The organism is Paenibacillus prosopidis, assembly GCF_003337375.1.
In the GTDB taxonomy this organism is placed as follows: domain Bacteria; phylum Bacillota; class Bacilli; order Paenibacillales; family Paenibacillaceae; genus Pristimantibacillus; species Pristimantibacillus prosopidis.
Map to the genome: position 1 here is coordinate 12431 of NZ_QPJD01000017.1, position 26611 is coordinate 39041.

A 26611-nucleotide genomic window follows, 5' to 3' on the forward strand; every position below is an offset into this window, starting at 1 on the left:
AAAGAGGTGTTCTAATAATGAAATTAGCAGAAGTGTTCCCGTCTCAGCCAAATCGGTTATGGCATTTAGCGAAGCAGCTTGGTGTAGATCATGCGGTGGGAGGGCTTCCTTGGGAGGAAAAACAGGAGAAGCCATGGGACTTAATGCCGCTTATCCGCATGAAGCAGCGATTCGCCGATTTTGGACTTGAGCTTTCGGTCATTGAATCGATGCCGCCAAGCAATCATATTAAGCTCGGTACGGCAGGACGAGAAGAGGAAATTGAGCAGTTCCAGAGGTTTATCACGAATATGGGCGCTGCAGGCATTCCCGTACTCTGTTACAACTTCATGGCGCAGTTCAATTGGTTCCGCACTTCAACGACGACACGGACACGCGGCGGTGCGCTCGTATCCAGTTATGATCACAGCCTTATGAAGGATGCGCCGCTCACGGAAGCAGGTATCGTTACAGAAGACCAGCTATGGGAAAACCTGGAGTACTTTATGCAGCGCATCGTTCCGGTGGCCGAGCAAGCAAAGGTAAAGCTGGCGCTCCATCCCGACGATCCGCCAATAACTCCGATTCGCGGTGTCTCGCGTATACTTCGCAGTGCAGCCGCGCTGCAGCGGGCGATTGATCTGGTTCCAAGTAAGTATAACGGAATAACATTATGCCAAGGTACGCTTGCAACGGCCGGAGACGATATCCCGGAAGTCATTCGCCAATTCGCGAAGCAAGACAAACTCTTTTTCGTCCATTTCCGCGATGTGCGGGGAACACCGGAAAAGTTCGAGGAAACGTTCCATGACGACGGTAAAACGAATATGCTCGAAGCAATGCAAACGTATTACGAGGTTGGATTCAACGGCCCCGCCAGACCGGATCATGTGCCGACGATGGAAGGGGAGGACAACGCTAATCCCGGCTATGAGCTGCTTGGGCGGCTTTACGGGATCGGATACATTCGAGGCTTGATGGAAGCTTCAGTAGCAAAATAATAAATGGGCTGGCCAGCATGTCGTTGAGACGCGGGCCAGCCCATTTTTATGAATGAAGCTACAACAATGGTGCTCTAGGATTATCGGAAGATGAAGTTGATAAAACATCATTAGAACTTATCCTTGGGTTCTAAGATTTATTTTTAATTGGTAAAGTAGCAACTATTTTCCAAAAACAACGTCTTAAGTATTAATATAAAAGTGATGAGGTGAACCGATGCGTGGGATTTTGAAAAAGTTAGCGATTTTTACGATTACGGTCACAATTGTTCTGTCTGCAGTTCCTACTTCCGCTAATGCAGCACAGGATCCATTTCTAAATGGCATTATAAGCATTGCTGGAAATAATGCGCTGGACAACAAGGGAATACTGTGGTCGTGGAATGACAAAACCTTCGAGGCAGTGCCTATCCTTGAGGATGTAAAAACCATCTCCGAAGGCAATGCGGCTATAAAAATGGATGGCAGTGTTTGGACATGGGGAAGAAAGAGCGGAAATATAGAACTTCCTGACGGAGGATACTATTACTTTAATTCCTTTGATCAACCTAGTCGTCTTGAAGGGTTAGATAATGCTATCGACATTTCAGGAAATTATGTTCTTAAAGCTGACGGAACGGTTTGGTCGTTGGAAGGATTGTGTGAGTATCAGACACCTAACGACACTTGCGCTCCTGACGCAAGTGTAGAAGAAAAACGAAAGCCGGGTCGGATTGGTGAGTTGGAAGATATCGTCGCGATTGAGGGACGAGGGTACTTTCCGGTCGCGCTCGCTAAGGACGGGACAGTTTGGTTCTGGGGACGAGACAAATACAGCGATCCGTTCCTTCCCGGTAAACTTTATCAATCTGGCATCGAGCCAACGGATTTCAAGAAGGCAGCATCGATCTCTACTGGAATGATTTTCAGCGCTTCATGGGATGTCTATATTATTAATCGATATGCCATATATGGGTTAACAACGCCAAATTTTAACGTTGCAAAATTGGCTCCGGGTGTAACGGCAGTATCGGGGGCTATGGACGATGTAGGAGATACGTATGCATACTCTTTTGTTCTCATGAAGGACGGCACGGTGTCATACTGGATTTGGCCAACAGAAGATAAGAAGCTTTTTCCAGTAAAAGGACTCAGTCAGGCTATAGCAATTAGCGCTAAGAGTGAAGGAGGAGGTACAGTGATTCACAAGGATGGCACGGTATCTTCATGGGGAAAGATGAGTAACTTTTATGGAGACGATAAATACAAATACGATCATAAAATCATTCCGAAAAAGGTAGTCAAAGGAATCGGAATTCGATTAAATGGAAAATACCTGCTTATGGAAAATCAGTCTAGGATGATAAACGGTTCAGTATTCGTTCCAATTCGAGGACTGTTCGAATCGCTAGGCGGTTCAGTCAACTATGCCAACAATATCGTTACAATCAAGTATGGCTCCAATTTAATTAAGATGGAAGTTGGGAAACAGGAAGCGGCAGTAAACGGTACATCTTTGAAACTCCCTTCCCCAATTCAGGTTGTAAAGGGCAGGACGATGATTCCGCTGCGTTTTGTAGCTCAGACGATGGGAGCAAAAGTGGTCTGGGACGGCAAGAACCGTGAAGTACTGCTAACTTTATAGCAGATAACAGTCATCATATTACTTATAAGTTTCATTGATATTCAAAAATCGATATTTTTAGATCTGGCAACCCTGGGCAATGTCATATTTAAAAATAAAAAAGCGGAACGCATTAAGCGTTCCGCTTTTTTACTATAATGTAAGGCGGAACTGATATATCAGCTCCAAAGCCGGTCATTTGAATAATAGTTGTTCCAGTTGTCTGTAGATTCCCATAAGCCTGGAATGTCCGGGTGAAGGTGCTGAGCCAGTACTTCATCGTTCAAGTCATCGATACCGAGACCCGGCGCGTCTGTTATCGTGATAAAACCGTTTTGGACGAGTTTTTTCGGCAGCCTGCTGCTTATGATGATGTCGTCCCACCAAGCTACCTCGCAGGAATGGTACTCGAGCGCCAGGAAGTTTTCAGTGGCTGCGGCGACATGTGCGGCTGCGAGGCAGGCGATCGGGCTCTCTGCCATATGAATCGCCATAGCAACGCCGTAATCCTGCGCCATATCGCCGATTTTTTTCGTTTCCAGAATGCCGCCTGTTGTAAGGACATCCGGGTGGATGACGGACACGCCTCCGGCTTCGAGCAGCGGTTTGAAATTTTCTTTCAAATAAATATCCTCGCCTGTACAAATTGGTGTTGTTACCGAACGTGACAGCTTGGCGTATTGCTCGGTATACTGCCAAGGAATCATATCCTCCATCCAAGCGAGGTTATATTTATCGACGCGGCGGCCGAGCTTGATGCAATCCTCGAGCCCGATATGGCCGAAATGATCGACGGCGAGCGGTATCTCATAGCCGATAACAGCACGTACGTCCGCAACATACTGTTCGAGCATATCCAGACCTTTCTCCGTAACATGAATGGCCGTAAAAGGATGGGGGATGTTGTAAATGTCATAATGCCGGCTCTTGATTTCCCGTATTTGTTCAGGCGTTAATCCGTCTTTGCTGGCAGTGTATCGATTTCTCGACTTTTCTCTCATTTCCTCGAGGAAGCCGGTAGGGGCGCTTAACGTTCCAGGCTCATTAATGATCTGGCCGATGCCGAGATCCATCTTCAGGAACGTGAAGCCCGCCTCTATACGTTTCTGAAGGGCCAGACCCATTGCCGTTCCTGTATCTTTGCCGACAACCTCCGTATCGCAGTACATTCTGATATTGTCGCGGAATCTACCGCCCAGCATTTGATAGACCGGTACGCCGTACGCTTTTCCTGCCAGGTCCCATAATGCAATCTCGAGTCCGCTTACGCCGCCGCCTTGCCGCGCATGTCCGCCAAACTGTTTAATGCGCCGGAACAACTTGTCGATGTTGCATGGATTTTCGCCAAGCAGCCTTCCCTTCAGCATTTGCGCATACACTTTGTCCGCGCCGTCACGTACTTCGCCAAACCCGATCAATCCTTGATTGGTATATACCTTAATCAAGCTGCTGTGAAACGGACCGCCTACAATATCGGTGAAACGAATATCGGTAATGCGAAGTTCGGCAGGACTTGAATGCGTGCTGACATGGGCAAGCGTTTCCTCATACGATTGATTGTTGGTCATAACGTTCACTCCTTTATATAAGTGTATGAATACGTATCTCAGCGATTATTAAAGCAGCATGCTGGCACCGTCTAGACGGATCGAAGATCCTGTCATGAATTCACTTTCATCCGAAGCGATAAAACAAACAAGCCGGGCGACATCGAGCGGGGTACCGACTCGGCCAAGCGGAAACTTATTTCGTATATGACCTGCCGTTTTCTTGTGCTTCTCCATATCCTCGGGAGTGATGATTGGTCTCGATTCTCTGGCGCTTTGTTTACCGACATCAACAGCGCCGGGCTCAATTGTATTTACAGTAATGCCATATTGGGCAAGCTCAATAGCACTTTCTCTTCCCAGCATCCGTATACCGCCCTTGGTCATCGAGTAGACGACATCGAAATCGGTAGGTCGCTTGCTGTGAACGGACGACATATTAATGATACGGCCTTTCTGCTTCGCTTTCATGTAGGGGATAACAGCTTGCATACATTGCCAGTAGCCTTTCAAATTAATGCCCATCATTCGATCGAAGGAAGCTTCATCATGATCGAAGAACGAGTAATTCAGCTGAAGGGCCGCATTATTGACTAGGATGTCAATGCCGCCGTATTGGTCCGCAGCGTTTTTCACCATACGCTCAATTTCCTGCTTATTCGCGACATTCGCTTGCACGATTATCGCGTCTCCACCGAACTCATCGATTTGCTGCTTCGTATGATTTGCTCCGGCATCGCTCTGATTATAATGAATGGCGACTTTAGCGCCGCGCCTTGCTAACTCTACGGCAACGCCTTGGCCGATTCCTGTTCCCGCACCGGTCACGAGTGCGATTTTGCCTGCTATGCTCATGGCACACCTCCACGCCGGCGGTTATGGACGTTTCATTTTGAAATTCATGTAATGCAGCAGAAAGCCGCCGTCCAGACGAATATCCGATCCGTTGATATAACGAGATTCACCAGAAGAAAGAAACAGGACGAGCTCGGCAAGGTCGTCATAATCTCCCAGTACGGCGTTTGGAACCTTATACTCATAATCGTTATACAGAGTAGAAAGGCTGCTCCGGAATTTTTCGTTGTCGCCTTCAACCGGACCGAGTTCAATCGTATTTACGTTTATGCCGGAACGTCCCAGCACGAGCGCTGCTTCTTTTGAAAGCATTTTAACCGCGCCTTTCGATGCACTGTAGCAAAAAGAGGAGCCCGTCGGCTTTTCCGCATGAATGGAGGAGATATAAATGATTTTCCCCGATTGCTTATCGGCCATTTGTTTACCGGCGGCTTGCGTGCAGATGAAAGCTGATTTCGCGTTCACGTTCAAGCTCTGAAGAAACCGTTCTTCTTCACATGATTCAATAGAGGCGGGCATAACGACATTATTGTTGTGAATAAGAATGTCTACCGTACCGAGCTGCAGCGATGCTTCCTTCAGCATCTCATCTGCTTCGGCACGGCTGCATAAATCAATGTTGACGACAAAGGCCTGCGATCCCGCTGCGTAAATGCTGGTTAGTTCAGATGCAATGGCCGCACCGCCCGAACGGCTGTTTAAAATAAATTGCGCGCCTTCCTCCGTTAACCTTCGAATAAGTGAAGAACCAGTGCGGCAGTCCGCATCTGTAATAAAAACAATCTGATTATGCAGTTTCATAGATCCCCTCCATAACGCAGCAATAGGCTGATCAAAATCCTTCATAGCTTAATCTTAGTTAGATTGACCCGTCCATGACGATGCCGTAAAGTTATGATTTCGTTTGTTTTTTTGTAAACCCTGAGAGCTGAGTAATGAAAAAAGATTAACTATTGGAGATGGGATAAGTTATTATGTAAGTATTCTTGGATTAAGAACAAAGAGATGTTTGAGGGGAGTATAGCATTGACTCTACAACAATTAAAATACGTTATTGAGGTCGTGAATCGGGGCTCTATTAATGAAGCTGCCAAGCGGTTGTTTATTTCTCAGCCTAGTCTTTCAAATGCGATTAAGGATCTGGAAGAAGAAATGCAGTTTGCGATTTTTGAAAGATCTAATAAAGGAATCTCTCTTTCTAAGGAAGGAGTTGAATTTTTAAGCTATGCCCGGCAGGTAGTCGAGCAAGCGGAATTGTTGGAAAGCAGGTATCTTAATGCTAAGCCTTCCCCGCAGCATTTTTCGGTTTCTACCCAGCATTACGCTTTCGCGGTGAATGCATTTGTGAGTCTGGTCCGGGAGTATGGCCAAGATGAATATGAGTTAACGTTGCGTGAGACCAAAACCTATGAAATTATCGAGGATGTCAAAAGTTTACGCAGCGAGATCGGGATCTTATATCTTAATGAGTTTAATGGGAAAGTCATCAACAAACTGCTCAAAACCGCAAATTTGCAATTCACTAGCTTATTTACGGCTAAGCCGCATATTTTCATCAGTATTAAGAATCCGTTGGCAAAGCAATCTATCGTGACTATAGACCAGCTCCAGAATTATCCGTATTTGTCCTTCGATCAAGGGGAATATAATTCTTTTCATTTTTCAGAAGAGATTCTCAGTACGCTGACACATAAGAAGAGCATCCGTGTAAATGACCGGGCGACGCTTTTCAACTTATTGATTGGATTAAACGGATATACCATATCGACAGGGGTTCTAAGCGCCGATTTAAACGGCAATGAAATTATTCCCGTACCTCTGGATTGTGAAGAAACCATCAATGTCGGTTGGATTTCTCATAGAAATGCCTCGCTATCCAAGCTCGGAGCGGCATATATAGAAGCGCTCAAACAAGCGATAACCCAATAAAAACTTTGATATAGCCAAAGGCTATGACTAGCTATAGTTTTATCCAGTTACACTATATCTACCGATACGTGGTATCTTTCTTGTAACAATTTGTATAGGAGTGTTGCAAGATGGTGAGAAGTAGTGTTTTAGGATATCCCCGTATTGGTGCGGATCGCGAATGGAAGAAAGCGCTGGAAGCTTTTTGGTCCGGCAAGCTCGAAGAATCGGAGCTTCATAGTCAGCTGCAGGAGATCCGTTTGAATCATTTGCGTAAGCAGCAGGAGAAGGGAATCGACTTCATCCCGGTCAATGATTTCAGCTATTACGATCATGTTCTTGATACAGCCACTATGTTCGGAATTATTCCAAAACGCTTTCCTTATAAGGGCGGCATTGTGCCTTTATCTGTTTATTATGGGATTGCCCGTGGGACAAAGGATGCCACAGCTAGCGAAATGACCAAGTGGTTTAACACCAACTATCACTATATAGTACCTGAACTGGATGGGGCAAACCCTGTGCTAACCGAAAATAGACCCCTTAATGCGTATCGGGAAGCTAAAGATAAGCTCGGTATCGAGGGAAAGCCGGTGATCGTAGGCCCGCTAACCTTCCTGAAGCTGTCAAAAGGGTACAGTATATCGGAGACCGATGCTTGGCTGGAGCGATTGCTGCCGCTCTATGTTCAGATCCTTCAGGAGCTGGAGAGTGAAGGCGTTCAATGGGTACAAATAGATGAACCGATACTTGTAACAAAATTAAGCGCTGCTGATCTCCAGCGACTGAAGACAATCTATGAGACATTTGCCGCTTCGGTGCCAAACCTGAACATCATGCTGCAAACCTATTTTGAATCGGTTGAGAACTACAGTGACATCGTCGCTCTGCCCGTCAAAGGAATAGGACTTGATTTCGTGCATGGATTCTACGGCAATATGCCAACGATTAAAGCATTAGGTTTTCCTGCGGACAAGGTTCTAGGAGCGGGAGTCATCGACGGTCGCGGCATCTGGAAGGCGTCACTTCGCGAGAGACTGGTACTGCTGGAAGAGTTAGGTGAATTCGTAACGGCCGACCGGATAATCGTACAGTCATCGTGCAGTCTGCTTCATGTTCCGGTCACGGTAAAAAATGAGGCGCTGCTCTTACCTGAACTAAAGGATGCTCTCGCATTTGCCGATGAGAAGCTGGACGAGCTTGTCCTTCTGACTAAAGCAGTCTCTTCAGGTGTGGCCGTAATCGCAAACGAGCTTGAAAAATGCGAGAGTGCTCTTGAGGCGCTCAAGCTTTCAGGAGAGCGGAATCGTAACGACATTCAGCAGGCTGTCGCTGCCATTAGTGCGCAGCATCCAGAACGCAGTCTGCCTTTTTCTGAGCGTCATATTGCTCAACAGAAGAAATGGCAATTGCCGATGTTACCGACGACGACAATTGGCAGTTTTCCGCAATCAGCAGAAGTACGCAAGGCCCGTCAACTGTGGCGCAAGGGTGAATGGAACAATGAGCAGTATGCAAACTTCATTCGAGAGCAGATCGATATCTGGATTAAGCTGCAGGAAGAGATCGGGCTGGATGTCCTCGTGCATGGCGAATTTGAACGAACGGATATGGTCGAATTTTTTGGAGAGAAGCTTGCGGGCTTCGCGTTCACACAGAACGGATGGGTGCAGTCATATGGTTCCCGCTGCGTGAAGCCACCGATTATATTTGGGGATGTAGCTTTCGAGGAAGCGATGACTGTCAAGGAAACAAAGTATGCTCAGTCGAAGACCGATCGTCCCGTTAAAGGGATGCTGACCGGCCCGATTACGATAATGAACTGGTCGTTTGTCCGTGAAGACATCACACGCGAACAAATCGCCTACCAGCTGGCCTATGCGCTTAGACAAGAGGTAGAGGCGCTTGAGCATGCAGGGATTGGCATGATTCAGGTTGATGAGCCTGCGGTCCGGGAAGGCCTTCCGCTTAAGGAAGAAGACCAAGCGAAGTACCTGGCATGGGCAGTTAAAGCGTTTCGAATGACCACGTGTACGGTTCAGGACACGACGCAAATTCACACGCATATGTGTTACTGTGAGTTCCATGACATGATTGATTCGATTGAAGCAATGGATGCAGATGTGATTTCGATCGAGACATCTCGCAGTCATGGCGAGCTTATTCATAGCTTCGAGTTGAACACCTATAAACTAGGTATCGGCCTAGGCGTATACGATATCCACAGTCCACGTATACCACGAGTGGAGGAAATGACTAATATGATCGATCGTGCCTTGCGTGTGCTGGATCCGAAGCTTTTCTGGATCAATCCGGATTGTGGACTTAAAACTCGCGGATTCGAAGAAACGATCGATTCCTTGCGGAACATGGTTGAAGCGACGCAGATCGCCCGTGCGAAGCATTCATTAAAGGTGTAATAACGGGCCCCAAAATCGATAAGCCAACCGTTTTGAAAAAATAACTCCTATTATAATCATCAGCTCTTATTCTTTCGGGAATAAGAGCTTTTTTTTGTGTAATTTTTTCGACAATCATGTTCATTAATCTTTTCAGGAAAGAAAAGGAAAACGCAGGCAATGAGGAGGTTTTTACAGGTTTTTTTGAGGTACTCATCATTAAAAATAACGTCGAAAGCAGCAGGTCATCCCCGTGTCGGATTTCGTAGGCCTTGAAAAAAGGACAAAAACTCGTCTTTTGTCCGATGAACCTACATATAATCTTCACAGACTGTCTGATTGTCCTCGAGGTCGCGTATTTTTGGCGTCAAACTTAGCGCTTAATGCGTATCCTACATCAAATTATGGGAAGAGGTATAGTCATGCGAATAAAGTTAATTCAGCAAGTTTTTCTTTATTTACTCCTGTTATCTTTAATCATCACATTAGGAATGCGTTATCAACCTTTAAATAACAACTCAGCTGCAAATCCTCCTGTATCCACGGCGGAGCTTAATACCCCCGTAGCTCCTGCCTATACGCCAATCCCAATTATTGCGGATGTACAGTCACCCGCAACCATTCAATCCATTGAACAGAAACCGGAACTGGAAGAGGCGGTTACCGAAGTACCGGTTACCGAAGAACCGATACATACATATAAAGTCACCGCATACTACCTGAATGTTCGTACTCAACCGAGTGCTGAGTCTAAAATTATAAAGGTTGTTAAGCAAGGCACTGCACTTGAAATTGTTGCTTCGACCGATAATGGCTGGCTTGAATTGAAGGGTGAAGGCTATGTCCATGGCCGTTACGCCAAATTGATAAAAGAAGAAGCGGAAATAGCTTCAGCCCCGAAAAATGTGGATGTTGAACCGAAAGTCACGATTCAAAGCTTTAAAAATGCGGTTACGCAGCAAGCTGATATAAAAGATGCGGATGCGGAGCCCAGTCAACCGACGAATATCGTTCAGTCTGACTCCGGTTTAACGGAAGCTCACATTGCAAAAATCTTGGAAGGCACGGCCCTGGCAGGTCATAAACTGGAGGAAGCGATACTCGAGATTGAGGAGGAATATGGCATTAATGCTTATTTTACGATCGCAGTTATGAAGCTTGAAAGCGGAAACGGCAAGAGTTGGATTGCTCGAAAGAAAAATAATTTATTTGGGTTAAATGCCATAGATGGCGATAAATATAATAAGGCATTCAGCTTTAAAACGAAGGGTGACAGCGTTAGGAAGTTTGGACAACTCCTTTCCAAAAACTATGTAGGGAAAGGGTTAAAAACAATTGAAAAGGTCGCTAAAAAGTATTGTCCGGCAAATTCTAAATGGTCGAGTTTGGTTAAGAATATAATGAAAAGAGACTATAGAAAGCTGTAGCATGGAATTTTCGTTCATATTGTGGTATTTTCAACAGACAAGGTGTAATGGAAAAGGATGCTAAGCTATGCTATTAGATAAATCTTTTTTTGAACGGGATACTTTAACTGTTGCACAGCAGCTTATCGGGTGCCATTTGGTAAGAAGAATAGACGATCAGATTATACGCGTAGCCATAACGGAGACGGAAGCCTATAAGGGCAGCGAAGATCCTGCAAGTCATGCAAGCAGAGGAGTTACGGAACGTAATCGACTCATGTTCGGCGATGCAGGAATCATGTATGTGTATTTCATCTATGGTATGCACTGCTGCATGAACATCGTTGCTCACCGGCCGAACGAGGTTGGGGCCGTGCTGCTGCGCGGAGGAGAAGTAGTAGAAGGGATTGGCCTCATAAGAGCGAATAGAGGAGAGGGCATTGCCGATCACTTGTTATTAAATGGGCCCGGAAAGCTGGCGAAAGCTCTCGGTATAAATTTGGAGTGGAACGGTTACGATTTGCTGCAGGAGACGCATAATAGTATATGGCTAGAATATAAGGAGCCGATTAGACCGATTAGAAGTACACCGCGGATAGGCATTTCGAAAGCGGTAGATCTTCCTTGGCGATACTTATATGAATAAAGCACAACTTAAGCACAGGAGGACAGCAACGTGAGTGAAATTGCCCAAAAGATGCCGTTCGGCTATGAGCCGCCAAAAGATGACAGAAAGGGTAGCTTAATTTATTATGATACCTTTGAACATACAACAGAACGTGAGCTTGATCTCTCTGCCGACATTGCCAAGGAACGCTCGTTTTCAAAGCTTGTTCTTTATCCTCTGCATGAGGAGACCGTAAGGCGGATGACCAAGGAGTCAGTAAGTGCCTATTATAAGCGTGAAGATAAGCTTTTTGAGTGGAAGCGTGAACGAGGAGAGGAAAGCATCGTTGTTGAACGATTGGAAGGCAAGCGGAAGAAGTATACGCCGATCGATTCGGCTCTGCGCCATTTGACGCAGAACTACCCGGCTCCACATTTTCTCTTTGTATCCAGCGAGACCGCTAATTTGTTTGCCTCGTTCTCATCCTTTGAGGAGTGGATCGTTAAGGTTCGGCTTATATTAATTATGGAGCCCTCTAAGCTGCATCCCCGGCTTGAACAATACCGGCATAGATGGGAGTCCATTATTCATGCTTGAATTGAAAGCGATAGAAGAGCTGTCCATGAGGGAAACCTTGCGGACAGCTCTTTGTGTTTTACTTCTTACGTATCGTCTAGCCCGTTGATGGGCTGTTCGGCACATGACCTTTCTGCCTGGTGTTTTCATCTGTAGAAGCAGCTATATTATTTTCGGCTTCCATAGAGTGCTTGGCAAACGTCAGATTTTTAGCTTGCATGGATTTGTTTTTATTGCGGGTCATCGAGTTTCCTCCCCTAGCTTAATTGCCTTAACGATTGAGGCAGTTATAGGTTATCCAAATAGGATTGAAATTAATGGAGCAGTTGTCGGCTTTTTAGATTTGAGTATCCAAAAATTTTTTTTGGCAGCGCGTAGCGGAATTCGTTCTCGACCCGTCTATAAGGGTGGAGGTGAGTACAACGGTGAAGCTGGCCGGCCAAATCGATAGAGAAGGCTTCTCCAAGGATCCTTCAGCAGCATTGGAACAAATGATGTTTTTATATGGGAACATCGTATTGCGAACGGCTTATTTTTACATGAACGACCGGCATATCGCGGAGGATGTGAGCCAGGAGGTATTTATCCGGGCGTACCGGAACTGGTCAAGCTTCCGCGGGGATAGCAGCGTGAAGACATGGCTAACGCGAATTACCGTAAATGTATGCCGGGATAAAGCGGGTCTCAAAATGTTTTCCGAACAACCGACTGATCCGGGCTTGCTCGACAGAAATCAAATGATCAGTGTGGAAGAAGAGGTTCTGAAGCGCATAAGCAACTCGTTAATATTTAAGCATGTTCTCGAGCTGCCGCGACCCTATCAAGAAGTGCTGTATTTGTATTATTATTTGGATTTGAATACGCGCGAAATCGCTGAAGCGACCGCTGCTTCTGAAGGCACCGTGCGCGGAAGGCTGCATCGTGCGAGACAACAGCTGGAGATTTACCTGCGAAAGGAGGGGTTGAGCTCATGAGCAATGATGATCTTGAGCTGCGGGAATTGTACAAATCAGAAGCTGAACAATATTTATTTGACGGCTTGCAGTTTGATGGCCGGTTGAAAGAACGTGTCATGAGCGGCATTCAGTCCGAGAGCAAGCCGACTTCTTCCGGGAAGGGGTCTCATTCACGCCGAAAACGTTGGATATATAGCGTAATGGCGGCAGTGGCAGCTGTAATCATACTTATAGCCGCCCCTCAGGAAATTGCTCCTGAAGAAGATCCACCGTTTAATACGTTTTTGGACACAGAAAATCCAGGTCTCGTGGACGATACGAATATCGGAACAACCATGATGACTTCGACGCCGCAAAGCATAGAAGAGGCGCAGTCGCAGTTTGGTGTAGAGCTTCGGTTACCGGCTTATGTACCTCAATCGTTTGAGCTGCAAAAGGAAATCGCTGCTTACGGTACTGTCGAAGGCATACTAGACAAGGTGACATTTTCCTATTCAACGGGCACCCAAACCTTCTTGTACACGGTGGATAAAAATGCATCGGTAGAAGTGTTTTCCGAGTATGAAAAGCTGGAGCTAAACGGCGTTACCGCATATATAGACTCTTTAACCGAAACGTACACAGCGTTGTATTGGGTAATGGATAACCGGCTTTATTCTATCTACGGAGACTTATCCCGCGAGGAAGCATTGAACGTGGCAAAATCAGTAAAAACAATAAATTAAACATTCCAAGGAGGAATTACAAATGAAAAGCTTCATCATGGTTAAAAAAGGACAATGGATTACAAAATGGGTTATCGCTGCAAGCATCGCTTTCATCCCTTTGGCGGCTAACCCGACAATAGGCCATGCACAGGTCATCGAGGAGCAAGGCTATGCTAACGAAGCTTTGAGTGAAATGCACGCTAAAGTGGACGCCTATGTTTTTACAGACAAGGTCGATGAACTCGAAGCGCAAGGCATTCAAGTAACGAATACAGGGCCGGTAGGTGAATATATCGAAATCGGTATTATCGACTATACGGATGAAAAAGCTGACTTTTTATATGATGTATTCGGTACAGAACTCGTGAAGGTAGTTGAGGGCGTTCAAGCCGTTACTTTAGATAACACGATGGAAATAACAACGGATGATAAGGAAATGAGCACAACGAGCATAGACGTACCGCAAACGGACGATTCGGAAATGGCCGCTGTTACAACGGTTTCGGACGCTGTTACGACGACCGGTGCAAGTGAAGTAAATGAGACAGCAGCGGCAAATGGTGCCAACACCGCATGGATCGTTGTCATTGCTGCAGCCGCGCTTGGCGCAATCGTATACCTGGGTCGTAAGCTGGGCTTATCGAGAAAATAGCACTGCAAAAAGGCTGCTCCTTAAAAGTAGGTATATCTACTTTTTTAAGGGCAGCCCCTTTTCTTATTTAAAAGCTTGTAACATGCTCTTCACATTCCGAAGAGCAGAAGCCATTGCGTGTCTCTTCGCAATCATTACATACGATATGCTGACGGTGGCAGGAGTCATCCGCGCAATTAATGTACGTATCTGCCGGCTGAGCACAGTGATAGCACTTCCCGACGACGATATCTTCATCTGTCTGGTTGATCGTAACGGAAACCCGATCATCAAATACATAACATTTGCCGTCAAAAAGCTTCCCTTGAACTTCTTCATCCTTGCCGTAGGTTACAATTCCGCCTTCTAATTGATAAACGTCCTTGAAGCCTTCGCTAAGCATAACGCCTGTGAGCTTCTCGCAGCGGATACCTCCCGTACAGTATGTGATGATAGGCTTATCTTTATATTCTGCCAAATTCTCACGAAGCCATTCCGGAAATTCTTTGAACGTTTCAAGATCAGGCCTGATCGCGTTGCGGAAATGTCCGAGATCATACTCATAATCGCTTCTTCCATCGAGTACGATTACGTCTTCTCTTTGCAAATATTCATGAAACTCTTTAGGCGAGAGACGCGTGCCGCTAAGTGTGTTCGGATCAAGCGGTTTATCGTAACGCAGCGTTACGAGCTCCTTCTTGTAGCGAACGAATATTTTTTTGAAAGCATGCTTATCGGCTTCATCGATTTTAAACACGATATCCGAGAACAAAGGGTTCGCGCGTAAGTCACTCATATATTGCTCGGTTTGCTCGATCGTCCCTGAAAGGGTTCCGTTAATGCCTTCATCGGCAATCAGAATACGGCCTTTCACGTTTAGTTCTTTACAATATGCAAGATGCTCGGCAGCAAATTGCTCCGCATCAGGTATAGCTACAAATTTATAGTACAATAAGATTCGAAAATTGTTTTTTTCGCTCATGGTAGTATTCCTTTCCGTATAACAAATAAAAGCATACTATATTATAGATGACGGGATATATATTTTCAACAGAAACAAAATGGCATGACTGTAGAATAATGATTTTATGTATCTGCATGAAATGAATGGCGAAGTAATTCAATAAAGCGGTTCGCAATAAAAGATAATGAAGTGTCGCGTTTAGTAGCAAATCCAACGGAACGAGGCGGGATTGGCTGCACCGTCTGCAGCTGAAATAGCTTTCCTTCTTGCAGTTCTTCTGTGACGAAGGACTTCGTTACGAAAGCCGCGCCATAGCCTCGTTCAGCTAATTCCTTTAACATATCCATACTGCTGAGTTCAAATTCTGCGTCTACATCCATACCCTGAGAAGTAAGCCATTCATTAACAAATCGTCTGGTGCTGCTTCCCTTGGAAAGAAGAATAAGCGGTATATTTGCCAGGTCCGCTGAGGTTATCGGTTGTTCAGCCAAGGTCCTAAAGGCAGGTCCGACAACAAAACAATCTTGAATGGCTGTTAGATGATTGATGTCCAGGCTCTGATCAATAAATGGCAAATGAACAAGTCCTATATCAATTTGACCCTCCTTTAAACGAGCACGAATTTCTGACGTTCTGCCTTGTGAAAGACGTATTCGAACAGCCGGATGTTCAACGTGAAAGCGATCAAGCTGCGGTAACAGGAGATGCTTGATAATAGGTCCGCTTGCACCGATTCGCAGTTCTCCTGCTGTAAGGTTTTTGAGGGACTGTAATTGTCTTTCTCCGGCTTCGAGAATGGAGAAGGATTTCTCAACATACTCGAGTAAAGCCAAACCTTCAGCAGTTAGCTTTACTCCTTTGGACATCCGGTCAAACAGCTTAACCTCGAGCGCTGCTTCCAGTTGCTTTATCGCGTAGCTCACGGATGGCTGCGTAATATGAAGCTCTTGTGCGGCTCTTGTTAAATTTTCAACTTTGGCTGTATGAAGAAAAATCCGATACCATTCCATGTTCATTATCATCGTGATATAGTTCCTCTCTATGACAAATTGTTTATATTTCAATTTCATTAATTTCATTATCGAAATTATAATTGAAACATAACGTAAGCGTCAAAATGAAACGAGGGAGGCAGCTAGGATGGCTGGAAATTCTTTTGGTAATTTCTTTAAAATAACAACTTTTGGTGAATCTCATGGTGAAGCGGTTGGTGTAATTGTAGATGGTGTAACTCCTGGAGTCGAACTCGACGAGCAATATATACAGGTTCAAATGGATCGAAGAAAGCCTGGTCAATCCCCGGTTACTTCTCCCCGCAAAGAATATGATGTTATCCGTATTCTTTCAGGTATTTTTGAGGGGAAGACTACCGGAACGCCGCTCTTTATTATGCTGCATAATAAAGATATGAGACCAGCAGCTTACGACGATATCAAATACACCTTTCGTCCAGGTCATGCCGACTATAGTTATCTCAAGAAATATGGCATTCGGGATCACCGCGGGAGTGGCCGAGCTTCTGGAAGAGAAACGGCCGGCAGAGTAGCGGGAGGAGCCGTCGCTCGCAAGCTGCTCGAGAATAGAGGAGTAAGCGTCATCGCATACACGAAGGAAATTGGCGGAATCAAATGCCATACATTTAACGAATCAGTTATTGAACAAAACGAAGTTCGAGCTTGCGACCCTATAGCTGCTGTTAAAATGATTGAAAAGATTGAGCGTTTAGCAGCAATCGGGGATAGCTGCGGCGGTATCGTTGAATGCAGAATAAGAGGACTTCATGCAGGCCTTGGCGAACCTGTATTTGATAAGCTGGACGCAGAGCTTGCAAAAGCTATGCTGTCGATTGGCGCAGTTAAAGGAATTGAATTCGGTGCCGGGTTTGCTGCAGCAGAGATGCTGGGCAGCCAGCATAACGATGAGATGGACAGTTCAGGTTTCTTAAGTAATCACGCTGGCGGTATCGTTGGCGGAATAAGTACAGGCGAGGAAATCGTGTTTAGAATGGCTGTAAAGCCGACCTCATCGATTTCTGTTCCCCAGCATACGATTGATATACATGGACAAGAACAAATGATTGAGACAATCGGAAGACATGATCCGTGTATTTGCCCAAGAATTATTCCCGTGGTGGAAGCTATGTCATCTATCGTTATTGAAGATCTGCTTAAACGGCAAGCAGCATTGCATGATTAGAGCAATCGAACTGGAGTTCCGAGAGGAGATTGATTATGAAACCATCCATATTTATTGATCGCCCGATTCCTGCTGAGGTCGAGGCCTACTTGGCCGAGCATTGTGAAATTGAGAAATGGGAAAGCGCAGCCCCGATTCCGCGGCAAACGCTGATGGACAAGCTCGCCAAGACGAAAGGACTGCTTACGGCTGGCATGAAAATTGATGCCGAGTTGTTAGATCTGGCACCCAACTTGAAAGTGGTTAGCAGCATCAGTGTCGGATACAATCATTTTGATATTGCGGCTATGAAAAAACGGGGAGTCATCGGTACAAACACGCCTCATGTATTGAACGATACCGTTGCAGATTTGGCATTCGCACTTATATTGGGAACGGCGAGAAGGGTTGCCGAGCTGGACCGGTATGTTAAAGAAGGACAATGGCAGACGGGTGACGGCGTGAAATTGTTTGGGACGGATGTGCATCACGCCAAGCTGGGCATTATCGGAATGGGCCGTATCGGGGAAGCTGTTGCTCGTCGCGCTAAGCTTGGATTCGAGATGGATGTCATTTATTATAACCGCAGCCGTAAGCAGGCTGTAGAAGATCAGCTTGGTGTGCGTTATGCACCTCTTAAGGAGCTGCTGTCAACTTCAGATTTCATCGTTCAATTAGCGCCATTAACGGCGGAGACGACTCGGATGCTTGGTCGCAGCGAGTTTCAATTGATGAAGCAATCATCTATTTTCATCAATATGTCCCGCGGCCAGACGATTGATGAGGAAGCCCTAATTGAAGCTTTGCAACAGAGAACGATTGCCGCGGCGGGACTCGATGTTTATGAAAAGGAACCTATTGATGCCGCACATCCTTTCCTACAAATGCCGAATGTATTGACTTTGCCACATATTGGTTCGGCTACGACTCAAACCAGATTCGATATGGCAATGCTTGCAGCAAAAAATTTGGTCAGCGCATTAACCGGACAAATACCGTCCAATATCGTTGATGAATTGAGGTAATTCAGCTGGATAAAATGAAATTATTGCTGATTGGATCAACCGGAAAGACAGGACAATATATTCGATATTTTGTAGAGCAAAAGGGCATACAAACAAAGCTTTTCGTTCGTACTCTTCGTGAGCCGGGTCCAAATATCGTGATTGGCGATGTGCGTGACCAAAAAGATGTTAATGAAGCGATGACTGGTGTGGACGGAGTCATCTGTTCTCTCAATACAGAAAGCAATGGCACTTTGATAAGCGGAATGAGCAATGTAATTGAAGCCATGATTAAATACAAAGTGAAAAGATTGGTTACGATCGGAACGGCTGGTATTTTGCAAAGCGTACTGCAGCCGGAATTGCTCCGCTATCAATCGATAGAAAATAAACGCACTAATCATGAAGCTGCAATGGAACATCACCAGGTATATACGAAGTTAATGAACACATCATTAGATTGGACAATCATTTGTCCAACCAGGTTAGTTCAGGATGAACAGAGTGGCCATTATCGCGTTCAAAAAAACGTACTGCCCAGCGATGGCTCCAAGATATCTTTTATGGATACAGCCGAGTTTGCCGTTTCTGAATATTTTGACAGGTCATTTGTGCGGGAAAGAGTAGGTATTTGTTATTAATAACGGTTTCGAATGAAAAACCCCTGAACTCCTCATATAAGGAATTCAAGGGTTTTTTCGTTAATCCGATATGTCCTTTGTGTCAATCTTCAACACTTCTACGCGGTTAGAGAAGAAGGTAGCTCCGCCGCCCATGTCCGCCAGCCGTTGCGACGTCAATGCATTTACTGCTTGAATGCCTTTGCGGTCATCATCCCACCATAAGCCTTGTGTCACAAGCACGCCGGGAAGAACATCGGTGCCTATCCGCAAGATCACTTCTGCTTCCCCTCTGTCGTTGCGTATTTTGACGCGTTCGCCATTCGTCATGCCAAGCTCGGATGCATCGTCTGCGTGTATATACAGAAGCGGCTCCTTCTCAAGCTTTTGCAAGCGCTCTTGATTAGCGAAGGTCGAATTAATGAAGCTATGATTTGGTCCGGTCATCAGCCAAAACGGATACTTATCCGGCTCGCGTAACGGAATGTGGTCCGGAAGGGGAGGTAAGCCGTCACGCAGCATAGTCTCGGAGCATAACTCGATTTTGCCGGATCGAGTCGGTATCCGATCGGTGAACGGAGGAAGGTTATCGCCGCCAGCCTTCATCCATGTTCTGCCTATCAACTGCTCAAACGTAATTCCCGCTAAGTAAGGATTCTGGTCGCTGTCAAGTGCTTCTTGTATCATTTGCTTCTCCGAAATATCAAACGTCTCACGTTCAAAGCCGAGTCGCAATGCCAATTGTTTGAATAGAGTAAAATTCGATATACATTCACCCATTGGTTGAATGATAGGCTCGTGAAGCTGCAGGTATAAGTGCCAATAAGACGTATAGAGGTCCATATTCTCAAAATGCGACGTCGCGGGCAGCACGATATCTGAGTATTTGCAAGTATCTGTTAAGAACAAATCATGCGTGACGGTGAAAAGATCGTCGCGCAGGAGTCCTTCACGCACACGGTTTTGATCTGGCGCCACAATGGCCGGATTACTGTTGTACACAAACAGCATTCGCACGGGCGGATCCAAATCAAGCAGGGCATCACCCAGCTGATTCATATTGATGGTGCGGACATTCGGATCAGGCAGCAAATCCGGACGTTCTATCCGTTCGCCATTCAGACGCGAGTACCAGCTGTTTCCCTTCATGGCGCCACCGCCGCGAATGCCCCATTGTCCTGTCAGCGCCGGAAGGCAGGAGATGGTTCTTATGATCATTCCGCCATTGTCGTGATGTTGAAGCCCATTACCAATACGGATGAAGGAAGGGGAGGTTGTGCCATACAGACGGGCCAGTTCTTCAATCTCGGCTGCTGGTACCCCGGTAATATCCGCAACCCGCTCCGGGGTGTAATCGGCTGCTTGTTCAGCAAGCTCTTCATAGCCTATTGCATGCTGCTCAAGAAAAGCGATATCCGAAAGTCCGTCGCGAATAATGACATGCATCATGCCAAGCGCTAATGCCGCGTCCGTACCCGGGCGGACATGAATGAAGCGATCCGCCCATGCTGACGTACGGTTGCGGTGAACGTCGATATGAATAATGGTCGCACCGTTTTTTCGGGCTTCCGTAGCCAGCATCGCCTGGTGCATATTAGTCGAAACGAGATTACAGCCCCAGATTAGGAAAAGCTTCGTATGTACCGTTTCTTCCGGGTCAATTCCGATTGAACCGCCCATCGTATATTTATAGCCGGCTGCTCCGGCCGCATTACAAATGGTTCGGTCTAGTCGACTCGAGCCAAGTCGATGGAAGAAGCGGCGATCCATGCCTTCCGCGTTCAGTACACCCATGTTTCCATAAAAGCTATAAGGTAAAATGGCATTCGCGCCATGTTCGTGTATTATATTCCGCATGCGATCTGTGATTTCTTCATAAGCCTCATCCCAGCTAATGCGCTTGAAGGCAAGCGTTCCTTTCGGACCCGTCCGGCGCATGGGATAGAGAAGGCGTTCCGGATGATAAATCCGGTCAGACAATTGCCGCACCTTGTTGCAAATCGCGCCGCGCGTGACAGGATGCTCGTTGTCACCTGTAATTTTTGTGATGATGCCCTCATCCATCGTAACGCTTAAACCGCATGTATCGGGGCAATCGAACGGACACACGGAACGAAAGGTTCCACTTTTTACTGATTTTGTCATAGTCGATAAGCTCCTTTCATTAGCCAAACCATATCACTCTATCATATCATTATAAGTCCTAAGCGTTAATTCCCATGTATTTCGTTATTGACAGTAGCTTACTTATCATGTAACATTTAGCCTGATCATAAGTAAACAACAACATATATTTTTCGTATAACCTCACGGCAGTATTGGATGTAATAGGGTGAGGGTTTCTACGGGAAGCCTTAACTTCCTAACTACGAATATAAGATCATTTAGATATGATCCTGTATTCGCGGTTAGGATTTTTTTTGCGCATTTATACGTTGGTTTATAAACATCAGGAAGGAGCATCAAAACAAATGAAATATTTGTTATCGGTTTTTCTGGGTGCGGCGAGCTATGGCATATTATCGACGATAGTAGTCCTCGCCTACGGTAAAGGCTACGAGCTTGGCGAAGTAGTCGGAAGTCAGCTGTTAACGGGTTTTGTTCTCGCATGGGGGTTAGCGCTATTTATGAAATGGCGTGGGAAACAGAAAGCAAGGGTAAGTGCGGGCAAGCATAACGCAGTTACCGGTGCTGTCACCAAGCTAACGTGGAAGCATAGACTGCTTTTGATGGCTGCGGGCACACCTACGGCAATAACAGGGTTGTTATATTATGAATCTCTTCGCTACATTCCAGCGTCTTTAGCCATTATCTTGTTATTCCAGTTTACATGGATCGGGGTACTCATTCAGGCGATAAGCCACCGTAAGCGCCCAAACGGGATTATGTTTTTCACGATAGCGGTGCTGCTCGGCGGTACTTTGCTTGCAGCCGGCATCATGGAGCAAGGGACAGGTAAGTTTAATGTAACGGGTGTCATTTTAGGACTGCTTTCAGCAGTGAGCTACTCCTTATTCATTTTGTTCAGCGGAAAAGCAGTTCCTTCGGTTCATCCGGCTTATCGGAGCGCATGGATGATTAGCGGCGGGATGCTGCTCGTCTTTATTTTGTTTCCGCCCCTATTTTTGTTTAATGGACTCATATGGGGAGAGCTGCTTTTGTTCGGCTTCTTGCTAGGCATGTTTGGTGCGTTTATTCCACCCGTTCTTTTTGCTATCGGCGTACCGCATATAGGTGAGGGAATGGCAGGAATTCTTGGCGCGTCCGAGCTTCCCGTTGCCGTGCTGCTTTCAGCTTTTGTTCTAAATGAGCATGTAAGCATGCTTCAGTGGGCGGGAGTTACAATCGTGCTGCTTGGAATCGCGCTTCCAGAGCTTAAGAAATGGAGAAGACTCAGCGTACGGCAATAGTTAGTCCTATATCGATGTTTCCATAAAGCCAGCCGGCTCTTCTAGGAAGAGCGGCTGGCTTATTTGTTTATTGTTTATTTAACGAGCTATTTAGATTGGCGATCGGTGCAGGGGGCGGGAGGGCTTCCCGTGACTTCCCGGAAGTTTATTGATTCTTATGGTATAACTTGAAATGGTTTCAAAGATAATAAGTATTCATTATGTATGAATGTGACCAACCGGCTAAGCGGAGGGTGTTAGATGCGTTATGACTGTGTAATTGTAGGTGGCGGCATAGCTGGATTACAGGCTGCCATCCAATTGGGAAGATATCGTTATAAGGTAGCTGTTGTAGATTCCGCAGACGGACGTTCCAATCTGTGCAGAAGCTACCATAACCTGATCGGTTGGCCGGACGGTATAAGCGGGACTGAGCTGCGCGCTGCCGGGAGAAACCAAGCAGAGCGCCTGGGAGTTCGTTTTATACACGCGACAGTTGTTAGTGCCAACAATGACTCTGAAGGATTTCTGTTGAACACAGAAGGTGATGTGCAAATTCGGGGAAAGAGATTGCTTCTAGCAACGGGAGTCAAGGATCGACTGCCGGATTTCCCCGAGCTCCTTCCCTGCATGGGGATAAGCGTCTATGTTTGTCCGGACTGCGACGGTTACGAGGTAACGGATAAGAAGACACTGGTAATGGGATCCGGCAATGCCGGTGCGGAGATGGCGCTTACTCTCACGCATTGGACGTCGGATCTCGTTTATGTGAACCATGAATTAGCGGCTATAGACGATCAGGTTCGTATGCGCCTTGAAGCTCATGGGATTGTCTATAAGGAAGAGTCGATACGTTCAGTGCTTGCAGAGCAATCACAATTCAAAGGTGTTATATTGAGTGACGGAGCCAGCATTACTTGTGATCGTTGTTTTGTAGCATTCGGAGGTAATGAAGTGCGTTCCGCCGTTGCCATGCAGCTCGGGATCGAACTGATGGATAATAGACATATTATTGTTGATCCGCGCACAAAAAAGACAAGTGTTCAGCATGTATGGGCAGCCGGTGATGTTACCGCTCATTCCGAGATGGTGACGATTGCCATGGGGGATGGCAGCCAAGCGGCTGTTTGGATTCACAAAAGCCTATTAACAGCGAGGTGATTAACATGTCCAACCATAGATTGGCACCGCATGAATCGTTGGAAATTCATGAGATGCTGAATTTAAAAACGGTATGCTTGGCAAAATCGAAATTAATGCAGGGGCTTGTATTCGATCAAGATCTTAAAGCTTTGATGCAGAAAGACGTCGAGCAATCCATTAAGGCGATAGCAGATCTGCAAAATCTCTACAAGAAGGCACCCATCCATTAAGCAGAGGTGAAAAAAGAATGAATAATGATTATTTGGATCCGATTAACGCGGAAGGTATGCCGGATCAAGCTAATGCCTTCTTCGCCCTTGATTTCCTTCTCGCCATCAAAACCGGCGTAAGAACCTGTGCGATAGCGTTGTCGGAAACAGCAACTCCAGAGGTGAGAACCGTGCTGCGCCGCCAATTGGAAGAAGGACTCGCGCTTCATGAAGAACTAACGCAAATGATGATCGCAAAGAAATGGTTTCATCCTTATCAATTGGACGAGCAGTTTCAATTGGATCTCAAATCCGCCAAAACGACCGTACAAATTGCCGAGATGCAATTGTTTCCTAAAGATACGAGCCGTTTAGGAACTTTCGCGACGCCAGACTATTAGTTAATGGAGGAACGCCCAGCATGAAAGCAGTTACCTATCAAGGCATTAAAAATGTGCAGGTTACCGAGGTAAAAGCACCGGAAATACAGAAGGCCGACGATATGATCGTCAAGCTGACATCGACGGCTATCTGCGGCTCGGATTTGCATCTCATTCATGGGATGATTCCCAACCTGCCTGCCGGTTACATCATTGGCCACGAACCGATGGGAATAGTCGAGGAAGTAGGAAAGGGCGTATCCAAGCTGAAAAAAGGGGATCGGGTCGTTATTCCCTTTAACATAAGCTGCGGCGAATGCTTCTATTGCAAGCATCAGCTGGAAAGCCAATGCGACAACTCCAATCCGAATGGCGAGATAGGAGCTTACTTTGGCTACTCCGAAACGACAGGCGGATACGCTGGCGGCCAAGCTGAATATTTACGCGTCCCTTATGCCAATTTCACTTCATTCAAAATTCCGGAAAATTCAGAAGTAGAAGACGAAAAGCTGGTAACGATCGCCGATGCTATGACAACAGCTTATTGGACCGTCGATAACGCAGGTGTGAAACCTGGCGATACGGTAATTGTATTAGGCTGCGGTCCGGTTGGTTTACTCGCGCAAAAATTTTGTTGGCTGAAAGGGGCCAAGAGAGTAATTGCGGTGGATTACATCGATTACCGTTTGGAACATGCGAAGCGGACGAACAAGGTCGAAACGGTCAATTTTGAGCAAATGGAAGATGTCGGAAGCTATTTAAAAGAAATGACCGGGGGCGGGGCTGACGTTGTCCTTGATTGCGTTGGCATGAGCGGAAAGATGACTCCAATGGAGTTTCTTGCATCGGGCATTAAGCTTCAAGGCGGAGCATTGGGCGCACTCGTAATTGCAACTCAAGCCGTTCGCAAAGGCGGGACCATCCAAATTACAGGCGCATACGGAGCAAGATATAACGCGTTTCCTTTAGGGGACATTTTTCAAAGAAATGTAAATATAAGGTCTGGGCAAGCTCCCGTAATTCACTTAATGCCTCTCATGTACAATCTGATCTCTAAAGGCAAAGTGGATCCCGGAGATGTGGTTACTCATGTACTGCCGTTATCCGAAGCGAAAAAAGGCTATGAAATATTCGATACCAAAACCGAGAATTGCATTAAAGTAGTACTTAAACCTTAGACGGAGTTGACCCATATTGACAAACAAATACGCTTTGCATGAAACACTTGAGCTGCATGAGATTACTGTATTCAAGACGGCATGCTTGACCAAAACAAAAATGATGCAGAACCTGGTTACCGATCCGAATTTGCAAAGCATCTTGGATTTTGATGCGCAAATAACGGCCAGACAGGTTAAGGAATTAAAAGATTTATTATCAAACACGGTTGAGTAGGAGGCAAGCAGAATGAATTCCATCGTAAAATATTTCACCGGCACGGATTCAATGACCGATCAGGTTATAGCTACTGATATGCTTCTCTCTGCGAAGACTGGCATTCAAAACTATGCGATCGCACTCACCGAAACCGCAACTCCAGAAATAAAGGCTGTGCTGAGGAAACACTTGGATGAAGCGATTACCGCCCATGAACAAATTACGGCATACATGGTGCAGAACGGCTTTTACCATCCGCATGATATTCGGGAGCAAGCCAAGATTGATCTAAACAATGCTGTTACTGCTTTAAATATCCCCTAGCCTAATGGTACTCTGCTGTCCATAAAAATGACCATAATCATGGGATGATTGTGGTCATTTTTATGGATATATTTATAAAATATTTTCTAACCGATTCTACAAAGACGTAATAACCTTATCGATGATCCCATATTTGAGCGCCTCTTGAGCGGACATGAAATAGTCGCGGTCCATATCCTTCTCGATCTTTTCGATCGGCTGCCCGGTACGTTCGGAAGCAATTTCGTTTAGTTTTGACCGAATGTTCAAGATACGATTGGCACTTATAGCAATGTCACTGGCTTGGCCCTGTGCGCCGCCGTGAGGCTGATGGATCATAATCTCGCTATTCGGCAGTGCTGAACGATGGCCTTTAGCCCCGGCAAGAAGGAGAATGGCAGCGAAGGATGCTGCAAAACCTGTACAAATCGTATGCACTGGGGGCTTTACGAATTGCATCGTATCGAAAATGGCAAATCCCGCGGAAGTGGAGCCGCCCGGACTGTTGATGTACATTGAAATTTCTTTATCCGGGTCTTCCGCCGCAAGAAACAACAATTGAGCGATGATGCTGTTGGCCACATTATCGTCTATTGCCGCGCCCAGAAAGACGATCCGATCTCTCAGCAGCCGGGAATAAATATCATAGGATCTTTCGCCACGGCTCGATTGCTCAACTACATAAGGAACATAATTACTCAACATTTTAACCTCCCGATTTTCTTTCTTCGCTTTCCCCCTGTAAACGAAATAAGAGTTTCAAAAGATACGGGGCTGAGACTATAATGAAAAAAAAGAAAATTTATTTAATTTTGGCTATTCGTGCGTATCCTTTTAAAAGCTTCGTTCGTTTACTTGAGTAAGGATAGCTC

The 26611-nt window shown here is 45.9% G+C and carries 28 protein-coding genes and 1 riboswitch; of the genes, 20 read left to right on the forward strand and 8 right to left on the reverse strand.

Annotated features, from left to right (window positions below; all coding sequences use genetic code 11):
• Nucleotides 1–17 precede the first annotated feature (17 nt).
• On the forward strand, nt 18–980 hold the full coding sequence (locus DFP97_RS23235) for a mannonate dehydratase (RefSeq protein WP_114382827.1): 963 nt from the start codon (nt 18–20) through the stop codon (nt 978–980).
• Between the two features lie 217 nt (nt 981–1197).
• Nucleotides 1198–2604 (forward strand): stalk domain-containing protein, encoded by a 1407-nt coding sequence (locus tag DFP97_RS23240; RefSeq protein ID WP_114382829.1) that lies wholly within the window; start codon nt 1198–1200, stop codon nt 2602–2604.
• Between the two features lie 158 nt (nt 2605–2762).
• On the opposite strand, the gene DFP97_RS23245 is transcribed toward DFP97_RS23240, so the two are convergent.
• The 3 genes from DFP97_RS23245 to DFP97_RS23255 are packed head-to-tail and all read right to left on the reverse strand — an operon-like array spanning nt 2763 to nt 5786.
• Nucleotides 2763–4151, reverse strand: coding sequence for a mandelate racemase/muconate lactonizing enzyme family protein (locus DFP97_RS23245; RefSeq protein ID WP_114382831.1), 1389 nt, complete (start codon nt 4149–4151; stop codon nt 2763–2765).
• A gap of 48 nt (nt 4152–4199) precedes the next feature.
• Entirely contained in the window at nt 4200–4985 is a 786-nt protein-coding gene (locus DFP97_RS23250; RefSeq protein WP_114382833.1) for an SDR family NAD(P)-dependent oxidoreductase, read from the reverse strand.
• A 21-nt stretch (nt 4986–5006) separates the two neighbouring features.
• Nucleotides 5007–5786: an SDR family NAD(P)-dependent oxidoreductase gene (locus DFP97_RS23255; protein WP_114382834.1), complete on the reverse strand. Its 780-nt coding sequence runs from the start codon at nt 5784–5786 to the stop codon at nt 5007–5009.
• Nucleotides 5787–6011: 225 nt separating this feature from the next.
• Here DFP97_RS23255 and DFP97_RS23260 point away from each other — a divergent pair, with 225 nt between their 5' ends.
• From DFP97_RS23260 to DFP97_RS23280, 5 genes are all read left to right on the forward strand, one after another.
• Entirely contained in the window at nt 6012–6914 is a 903-nt protein-coding gene (locus tag DFP97_RS23260) for a LysR family transcriptional regulator (RefSeq protein WP_114382836.1), read from the forward strand.
• Between the two features lie 110 nt (nt 6915–7024).
• Entirely contained in the window at nt 7025–9313 is a 2289-nt protein-coding gene (gene metE, locus DFP97_RS23265) for a 5-methyltetrahydropteroyltriglutamate--homocysteine S-methyltransferase (protein ID WP_114382838.1), read from the forward strand.
• Between the two features lie 362 nt (nt 9314–9675).
• Nucleotides 9676–10719 carry a glucosaminidase domain-containing protein gene (locus tag DFP97_RS23270; protein ID WP_114382840.1) on the forward strand — a complete coding sequence of 348 codons (1044 nt, stop codon included), beginning with the start codon at nt 9676–9678 and terminating at the stop codon, nt 10717–10719.
• 67 nt (nt 10720–10786) lie between these two features.
• Nucleotides 10787–11344: a DNA-3-methyladenine glycosylase gene (locus DFP97_RS23275; protein WP_114382842.1), complete on the forward strand. Its 558-nt coding sequence runs from the start codon at nt 10787–10789 to the stop codon at nt 11342–11344.
• A 51-nt stretch (nt 11345–11395) separates the two neighbouring features.
• Nucleotides 11396–11902 carry a hypothetical protein gene (locus DFP97_RS23280; protein ID WP_114383062.1) on the forward strand — a complete coding sequence of 169 codons (507 nt, stop codon included), beginning with the start codon at nt 11396–11398 and terminating at the stop codon, nt 11900–11902.
• Between the two features lie 76 nt (nt 11903–11978).
• Here DFP97_RS23280 and DFP97_RS30915 read toward each other — a convergent pair whose 3' ends face one another.
• The gene (locus tag DFP97_RS30915) at nt 11979–12125 is read right to left on the reverse strand and encodes a hypothetical protein (RefSeq protein WP_181873644.1); all 147 of its coding nucleotides are present in this window, start codon (nt 12123–12125) and stop codon (nt 11979–11981) included.
• Nucleotides 12126–12294: 169 nt separating this feature from the next.
• On the opposite strand from DFP97_RS30915, the gene DFP97_RS23285 reads away from it, so the two are divergent.
• From DFP97_RS23285 to DFP97_RS23295, 3 genes are read left to right on the forward strand one after another with little or no spacing between them, the layout of a single operon-like run.
• Nucleotides 12295–12855, forward strand: coding sequence for a sigma-70 family RNA polymerase sigma factor (locus DFP97_RS23285; RefSeq protein WP_245976560.1), 561 nt, complete (start codon nt 12295–12297; stop codon nt 12853–12855).
• Nucleotides 12852–13562, forward strand: coding sequence for a DUF4367 domain-containing protein (locus tag DFP97_RS23290; RefSeq protein WP_114382844.1), 711 nt, complete (start codon nt 12852–12854; stop codon nt 13560–13562). Before DFP97_RS23285 ends, DFP97_RS23290 begins: the two co-directional genes overlap by 4 nt.
• Nucleotides 13563–13584: 22 nt before the next feature.
• Nucleotides 13585–14196 (forward strand): hypothetical protein, encoded by a 612-nt coding sequence (locus DFP97_RS23295; protein WP_114382845.1) that lies wholly within the window; start codon nt 13585–13587, stop codon nt 14194–14196.
• Between the two features lie 67 nt (nt 14197–14263).
• Here the strand turns inward: DFP97_RS23295 and trhO are convergent, their stop codons facing one another.
• Nucleotides 14264–15157, reverse strand: coding sequence for an oxygen-dependent tRNA uridine(34) hydroxylase TrhO (trhO, locus tag DFP97_RS23300; RefSeq protein ID WP_114382846.1), 894 nt, complete (start codon nt 15155–15157; stop codon nt 14264–14266).
• Nucleotides 15158–15261: 104 nt separating this feature from the next.
• A complete protein-coding gene (locus DFP97_RS23305) occupies nt 15262–16161 on the reverse strand; it encodes a LysR family transcriptional regulator (protein WP_245976561.1) in 900 nt (299 codons plus the stop codon).
• 118 nt (nt 16162–16279) lie between these two features.
• Between DFP97_RS23305 and aroC the strand changes: the two genes are divergently transcribed.
• Genes aroC through DFP97_RS23320 form a run of 3 tightly spaced genes read left to right on the forward strand, consistent with a single transcriptional unit; the run spans nt 16280 to nt 18959 of the window.
• Nucleotides 16280–17335, forward strand: a complete 1056-nt coding sequence (gene aroC, locus DFP97_RS23310) for a chorismate synthase (RefSeq protein WP_114382848.1) — start codon at nt 16280–16282, stop codon at nt 17333–17335.
• Nucleotides 17336–17370: 35 nt separating this feature from the next.
• Nucleotides 17371–18339, forward strand: coding sequence for a 2-hydroxyacid dehydrogenase (locus DFP97_RS23315; protein WP_114382849.1), 969 nt, complete (start codon nt 17371–17373; stop codon nt 18337–18339).
• Between the two features lie 14 nt (nt 18340–18353).
• On the forward strand, nt 18354–18959 hold the full coding sequence (locus tag DFP97_RS23320) for an NAD(P)-dependent oxidoreductase (RefSeq protein ID WP_114382851.1): 606 nt from the start codon (nt 18354–18356) through the stop codon (nt 18957–18959).
• A 60-nt stretch (nt 18960–19019) separates the two neighbouring features.
• On the opposite strand, the gene DFP97_RS23325 is transcribed toward DFP97_RS23320, so the two are convergent.
• Nucleotides 19020–21083, reverse strand: coding sequence for a molybdopterin-containing oxidoreductase family protein (locus DFP97_RS23325; RefSeq protein WP_114382852.1), 2064 nt, complete (start codon nt 21081–21083; stop codon nt 19020–19022).
• Nucleotides 21084–21215: 132 nt separating this feature from the next.
• Nucleotides 21216–21327: riboswitch (purine riboswitch) on the forward strand.
• A gap of 82 nt (nt 21328–21409) precedes the next feature.
• Here DFP97_RS23325 and DFP97_RS23330 point away from each other — a divergent pair.
• The 7 genes from DFP97_RS23330 to DFP97_RS23360 all read left to right on the forward strand — a co-directional run bounded on the left by DFP97_RS23330 (nt 21410) and on the right by DFP97_RS23360 (nt 25760).
• The gene (locus DFP97_RS23330) at nt 21410–22348 is read left to right on the forward strand and encodes an EamA family transporter (RefSeq protein WP_114382853.1); all 939 of its coding nucleotides are present in this window, start codon (nt 21410–21412) and stop codon (nt 22346–22348) included.
• A 240-nt stretch (nt 22349–22588) separates the two neighbouring features.
• Complete coding sequence (locus tag DFP97_RS23335; RefSeq protein ID WP_114382855.1) at nt 22589–23488, forward strand: NAD(P)/FAD-dependent oxidoreductase; 900 nt, start codon at nt 22589–22591, stop codon at nt 23486–23488.
• A 5-nt stretch (nt 23489–23493) separates the two neighbouring features.
• On the forward strand, nt 23494–23700 hold the full coding sequence (locus DFP97_RS23340; RefSeq protein ID WP_114382856.1) for a spore coat protein: 207 nt from the start codon (nt 23494–23496) through the stop codon (nt 23698–23700).
• A gap of 17 nt (nt 23701–23717) precedes the next feature.
• The gene (locus tag DFP97_RS23345) at nt 23718–24080 is read left to right on the forward strand and encodes a spore coat protein (protein WP_114382857.1); all 363 of its coding nucleotides are present in this window, start codon (nt 23718–23720) and stop codon (nt 24078–24080) included.
• A gap of 20 nt (nt 24081–24100) precedes the next feature.
• Complete coding sequence (locus DFP97_RS23350; RefSeq protein WP_114382859.1) at nt 24101–25237, forward strand: zinc-dependent alcohol dehydrogenase; 1137 nt, start codon at nt 24101–24103, stop codon at nt 25235–25237.
• Between the two features lie 16 nt (nt 25238–25253).
• Nucleotides 25254–25454, forward strand: coding sequence for a hypothetical protein (locus tag DFP97_RS23355; protein ID WP_220271186.1), 201 nt, complete (start codon nt 25254–25256; stop codon nt 25452–25454).
• A gap of 12 nt (nt 25455–25466) precedes the next feature.
• Entirely contained in the window at nt 25467–25760 is a 294-nt protein-coding gene (locus tag DFP97_RS23360; RefSeq protein ID WP_114382861.1) for a spore coat protein, read from the forward strand.
• 96 nt (nt 25761–25856) lie between these two features.
• Here the strand turns inward: DFP97_RS23360 and clpP are convergent, their stop codons facing one another.
• Nucleotides 25857–26441 (reverse strand): ATP-dependent Clp endopeptidase proteolytic subunit ClpP, encoded by a 585-nt coding sequence (gene clpP / locus DFP97_RS23365; RefSeq protein ID WP_114383068.1) that lies wholly within the window; start codon nt 26439–26441, stop codon nt 25857–25859.
• Between the last annotated feature and the right edge of the window lie 170 nt (nt 26442–26611).

Coding starts and splice junctions, on each gene's coding strand:
- DFP97_RS23340 (WP_114382856.1), top strand. CDS start 23,494: ATGTCCAACCATAGATTGGCACCGCATGAATCGTTGGAAATTCATGAG.
- DFP97_RS23280 (WP_114383062.1), top strand. CDS start 11,396: ATGCCGTTCGGCTATGAGCCGCCAAAAGATGACAGAAAGGGTAGCTTA.
- DFP97_RS23235 (WP_114382827.1), top strand. CDS start 18: ATGAAATTAGCAGAAGTGTTCCCGTCTCAGCCAAATCGGTTATGGCAT.
- DFP97_RS23305 (WP_245976561.1), bottom strand. CDS start 16,161: ATGATAATGAACATGGAATGGTATCGGATTTTTCTTCATACAGCCAAA.
- aroC (WP_114382848.1), top strand. CDS start 16,280: ATGGCTGGAAATTCTTTTGGTAATTTCTTTAAAATAACAACTTTTGGT.
- DFP97_RS23335 (WP_114382855.1), top strand. CDS start 22,589: ATGCGTTATGACTGTGTAATTGTAGGTGGCGGCATAGCTGGATTACAG.
- DFP97_RS23330 (WP_114382853.1), top strand. CDS start 21,410: ATGAAATATTTGTTATCGGTTTTTCTGGGTGCGGCGAGCTATGGCATA.
- DFP97_RS23240 (WP_114382829.1), top strand. CDS start 1,198: ATGCGTGGGATTTTGAAAAAGTTAGCGATTTTTACGATTACGGTCACA.
- DFP97_RS23350 (WP_114382859.1), top strand. CDS start 24,101: ATGAAAGCAGTTACCTATCAAGGCATTAAAAATGTGCAGGTTACCGAG.
- DFP97_RS23295 (WP_114382845.1), top strand. CDS start 13,585: ATGAAAAGCTTCATCATGGTTAAAAAAGGACAATGGATTACAAAATGG.
- DFP97_RS23275 (WP_114382842.1), top strand. CDS start 10,787: ATGCTATTAGATAAATCTTTTTTTGAACGGGATACTTTAACTGTTGCA.
- DFP97_RS23315 (WP_114382849.1), top strand. CDS start 17,371: ATGAAACCATCCATATTTATTGATCGCCCGATTCCTGCTGAGGTCGAG.
- metE (WP_114382838.1), top strand. CDS start 7,025: ATGGTGAGAAGTAGTGTTTTAGGATATCCCCGTATTGGTGCGGATCGC.
- DFP97_RS23290 (WP_114382844.1), top strand. CDS start 12,852: ATGAGCAATGATGATCTTGAGCTGCGGGAATTGTACAAATCAGAAGCT.
- DFP97_RS23255 (WP_114382834.1), bottom strand. CDS start 5,786: ATGAAACTGCATAATCAGATTGTTTTTATTACAGATGCGGACTGCCGC.
- DFP97_RS23345 (WP_114382857.1), top strand. CDS start 23,718: ATGAATAATGATTATTTGGATCCGATTAACGCGGAAGGTATGCCGGAT.
- DFP97_RS23245 (WP_114382831.1), bottom strand. CDS start 4,151: ATGACCAACAATCAATCGTATGAGGAAACGCTTGCCCATGTCAGCACG.
- trhO (WP_114382846.1), bottom strand. CDS start 15,157: ATGAGCGAAAAAAACAATTTTCGAATCTTATTGTACTATAAATTTGTA.
- DFP97_RS23325 (WP_114382852.1), bottom strand. CDS start 21,083: ATGACAAAATCAGTAAAAAGTGGAACCTTTCGTTCCGTGTGTCCGTTC.
- DFP97_RS23250 (WP_114382833.1), bottom strand. CDS start 4,985: ATGAGCATAGCAGGCAAAATCGCACTCGTGACCGGTGCGGGAACAGGA.
- DFP97_RS23270 (WP_114382840.1), top strand. CDS start 9,676: ATGCGTATCCTACATCAAATTATGGGAAGAGGTATAGTCATGCGAATA.
- DFP97_RS23320 (WP_114382851.1), top strand. CDS start 18,354: ATGAAATTATTGCTGATTGGATCAACCGGAAAGACAGGACAATATATT.
- DFP97_RS23360 (WP_114382861.1), top strand. CDS start 25,467: ATGAATTCCATCGTAAAATATTTCACCGGCACGGATTCAATGACCGAT.
- DFP97_RS30915 (WP_181873644.1), bottom strand. CDS start 12,125: ATGACCCGCAATAAAAACAAATCCATGCAAGCTAAAAATCTGACGTTT.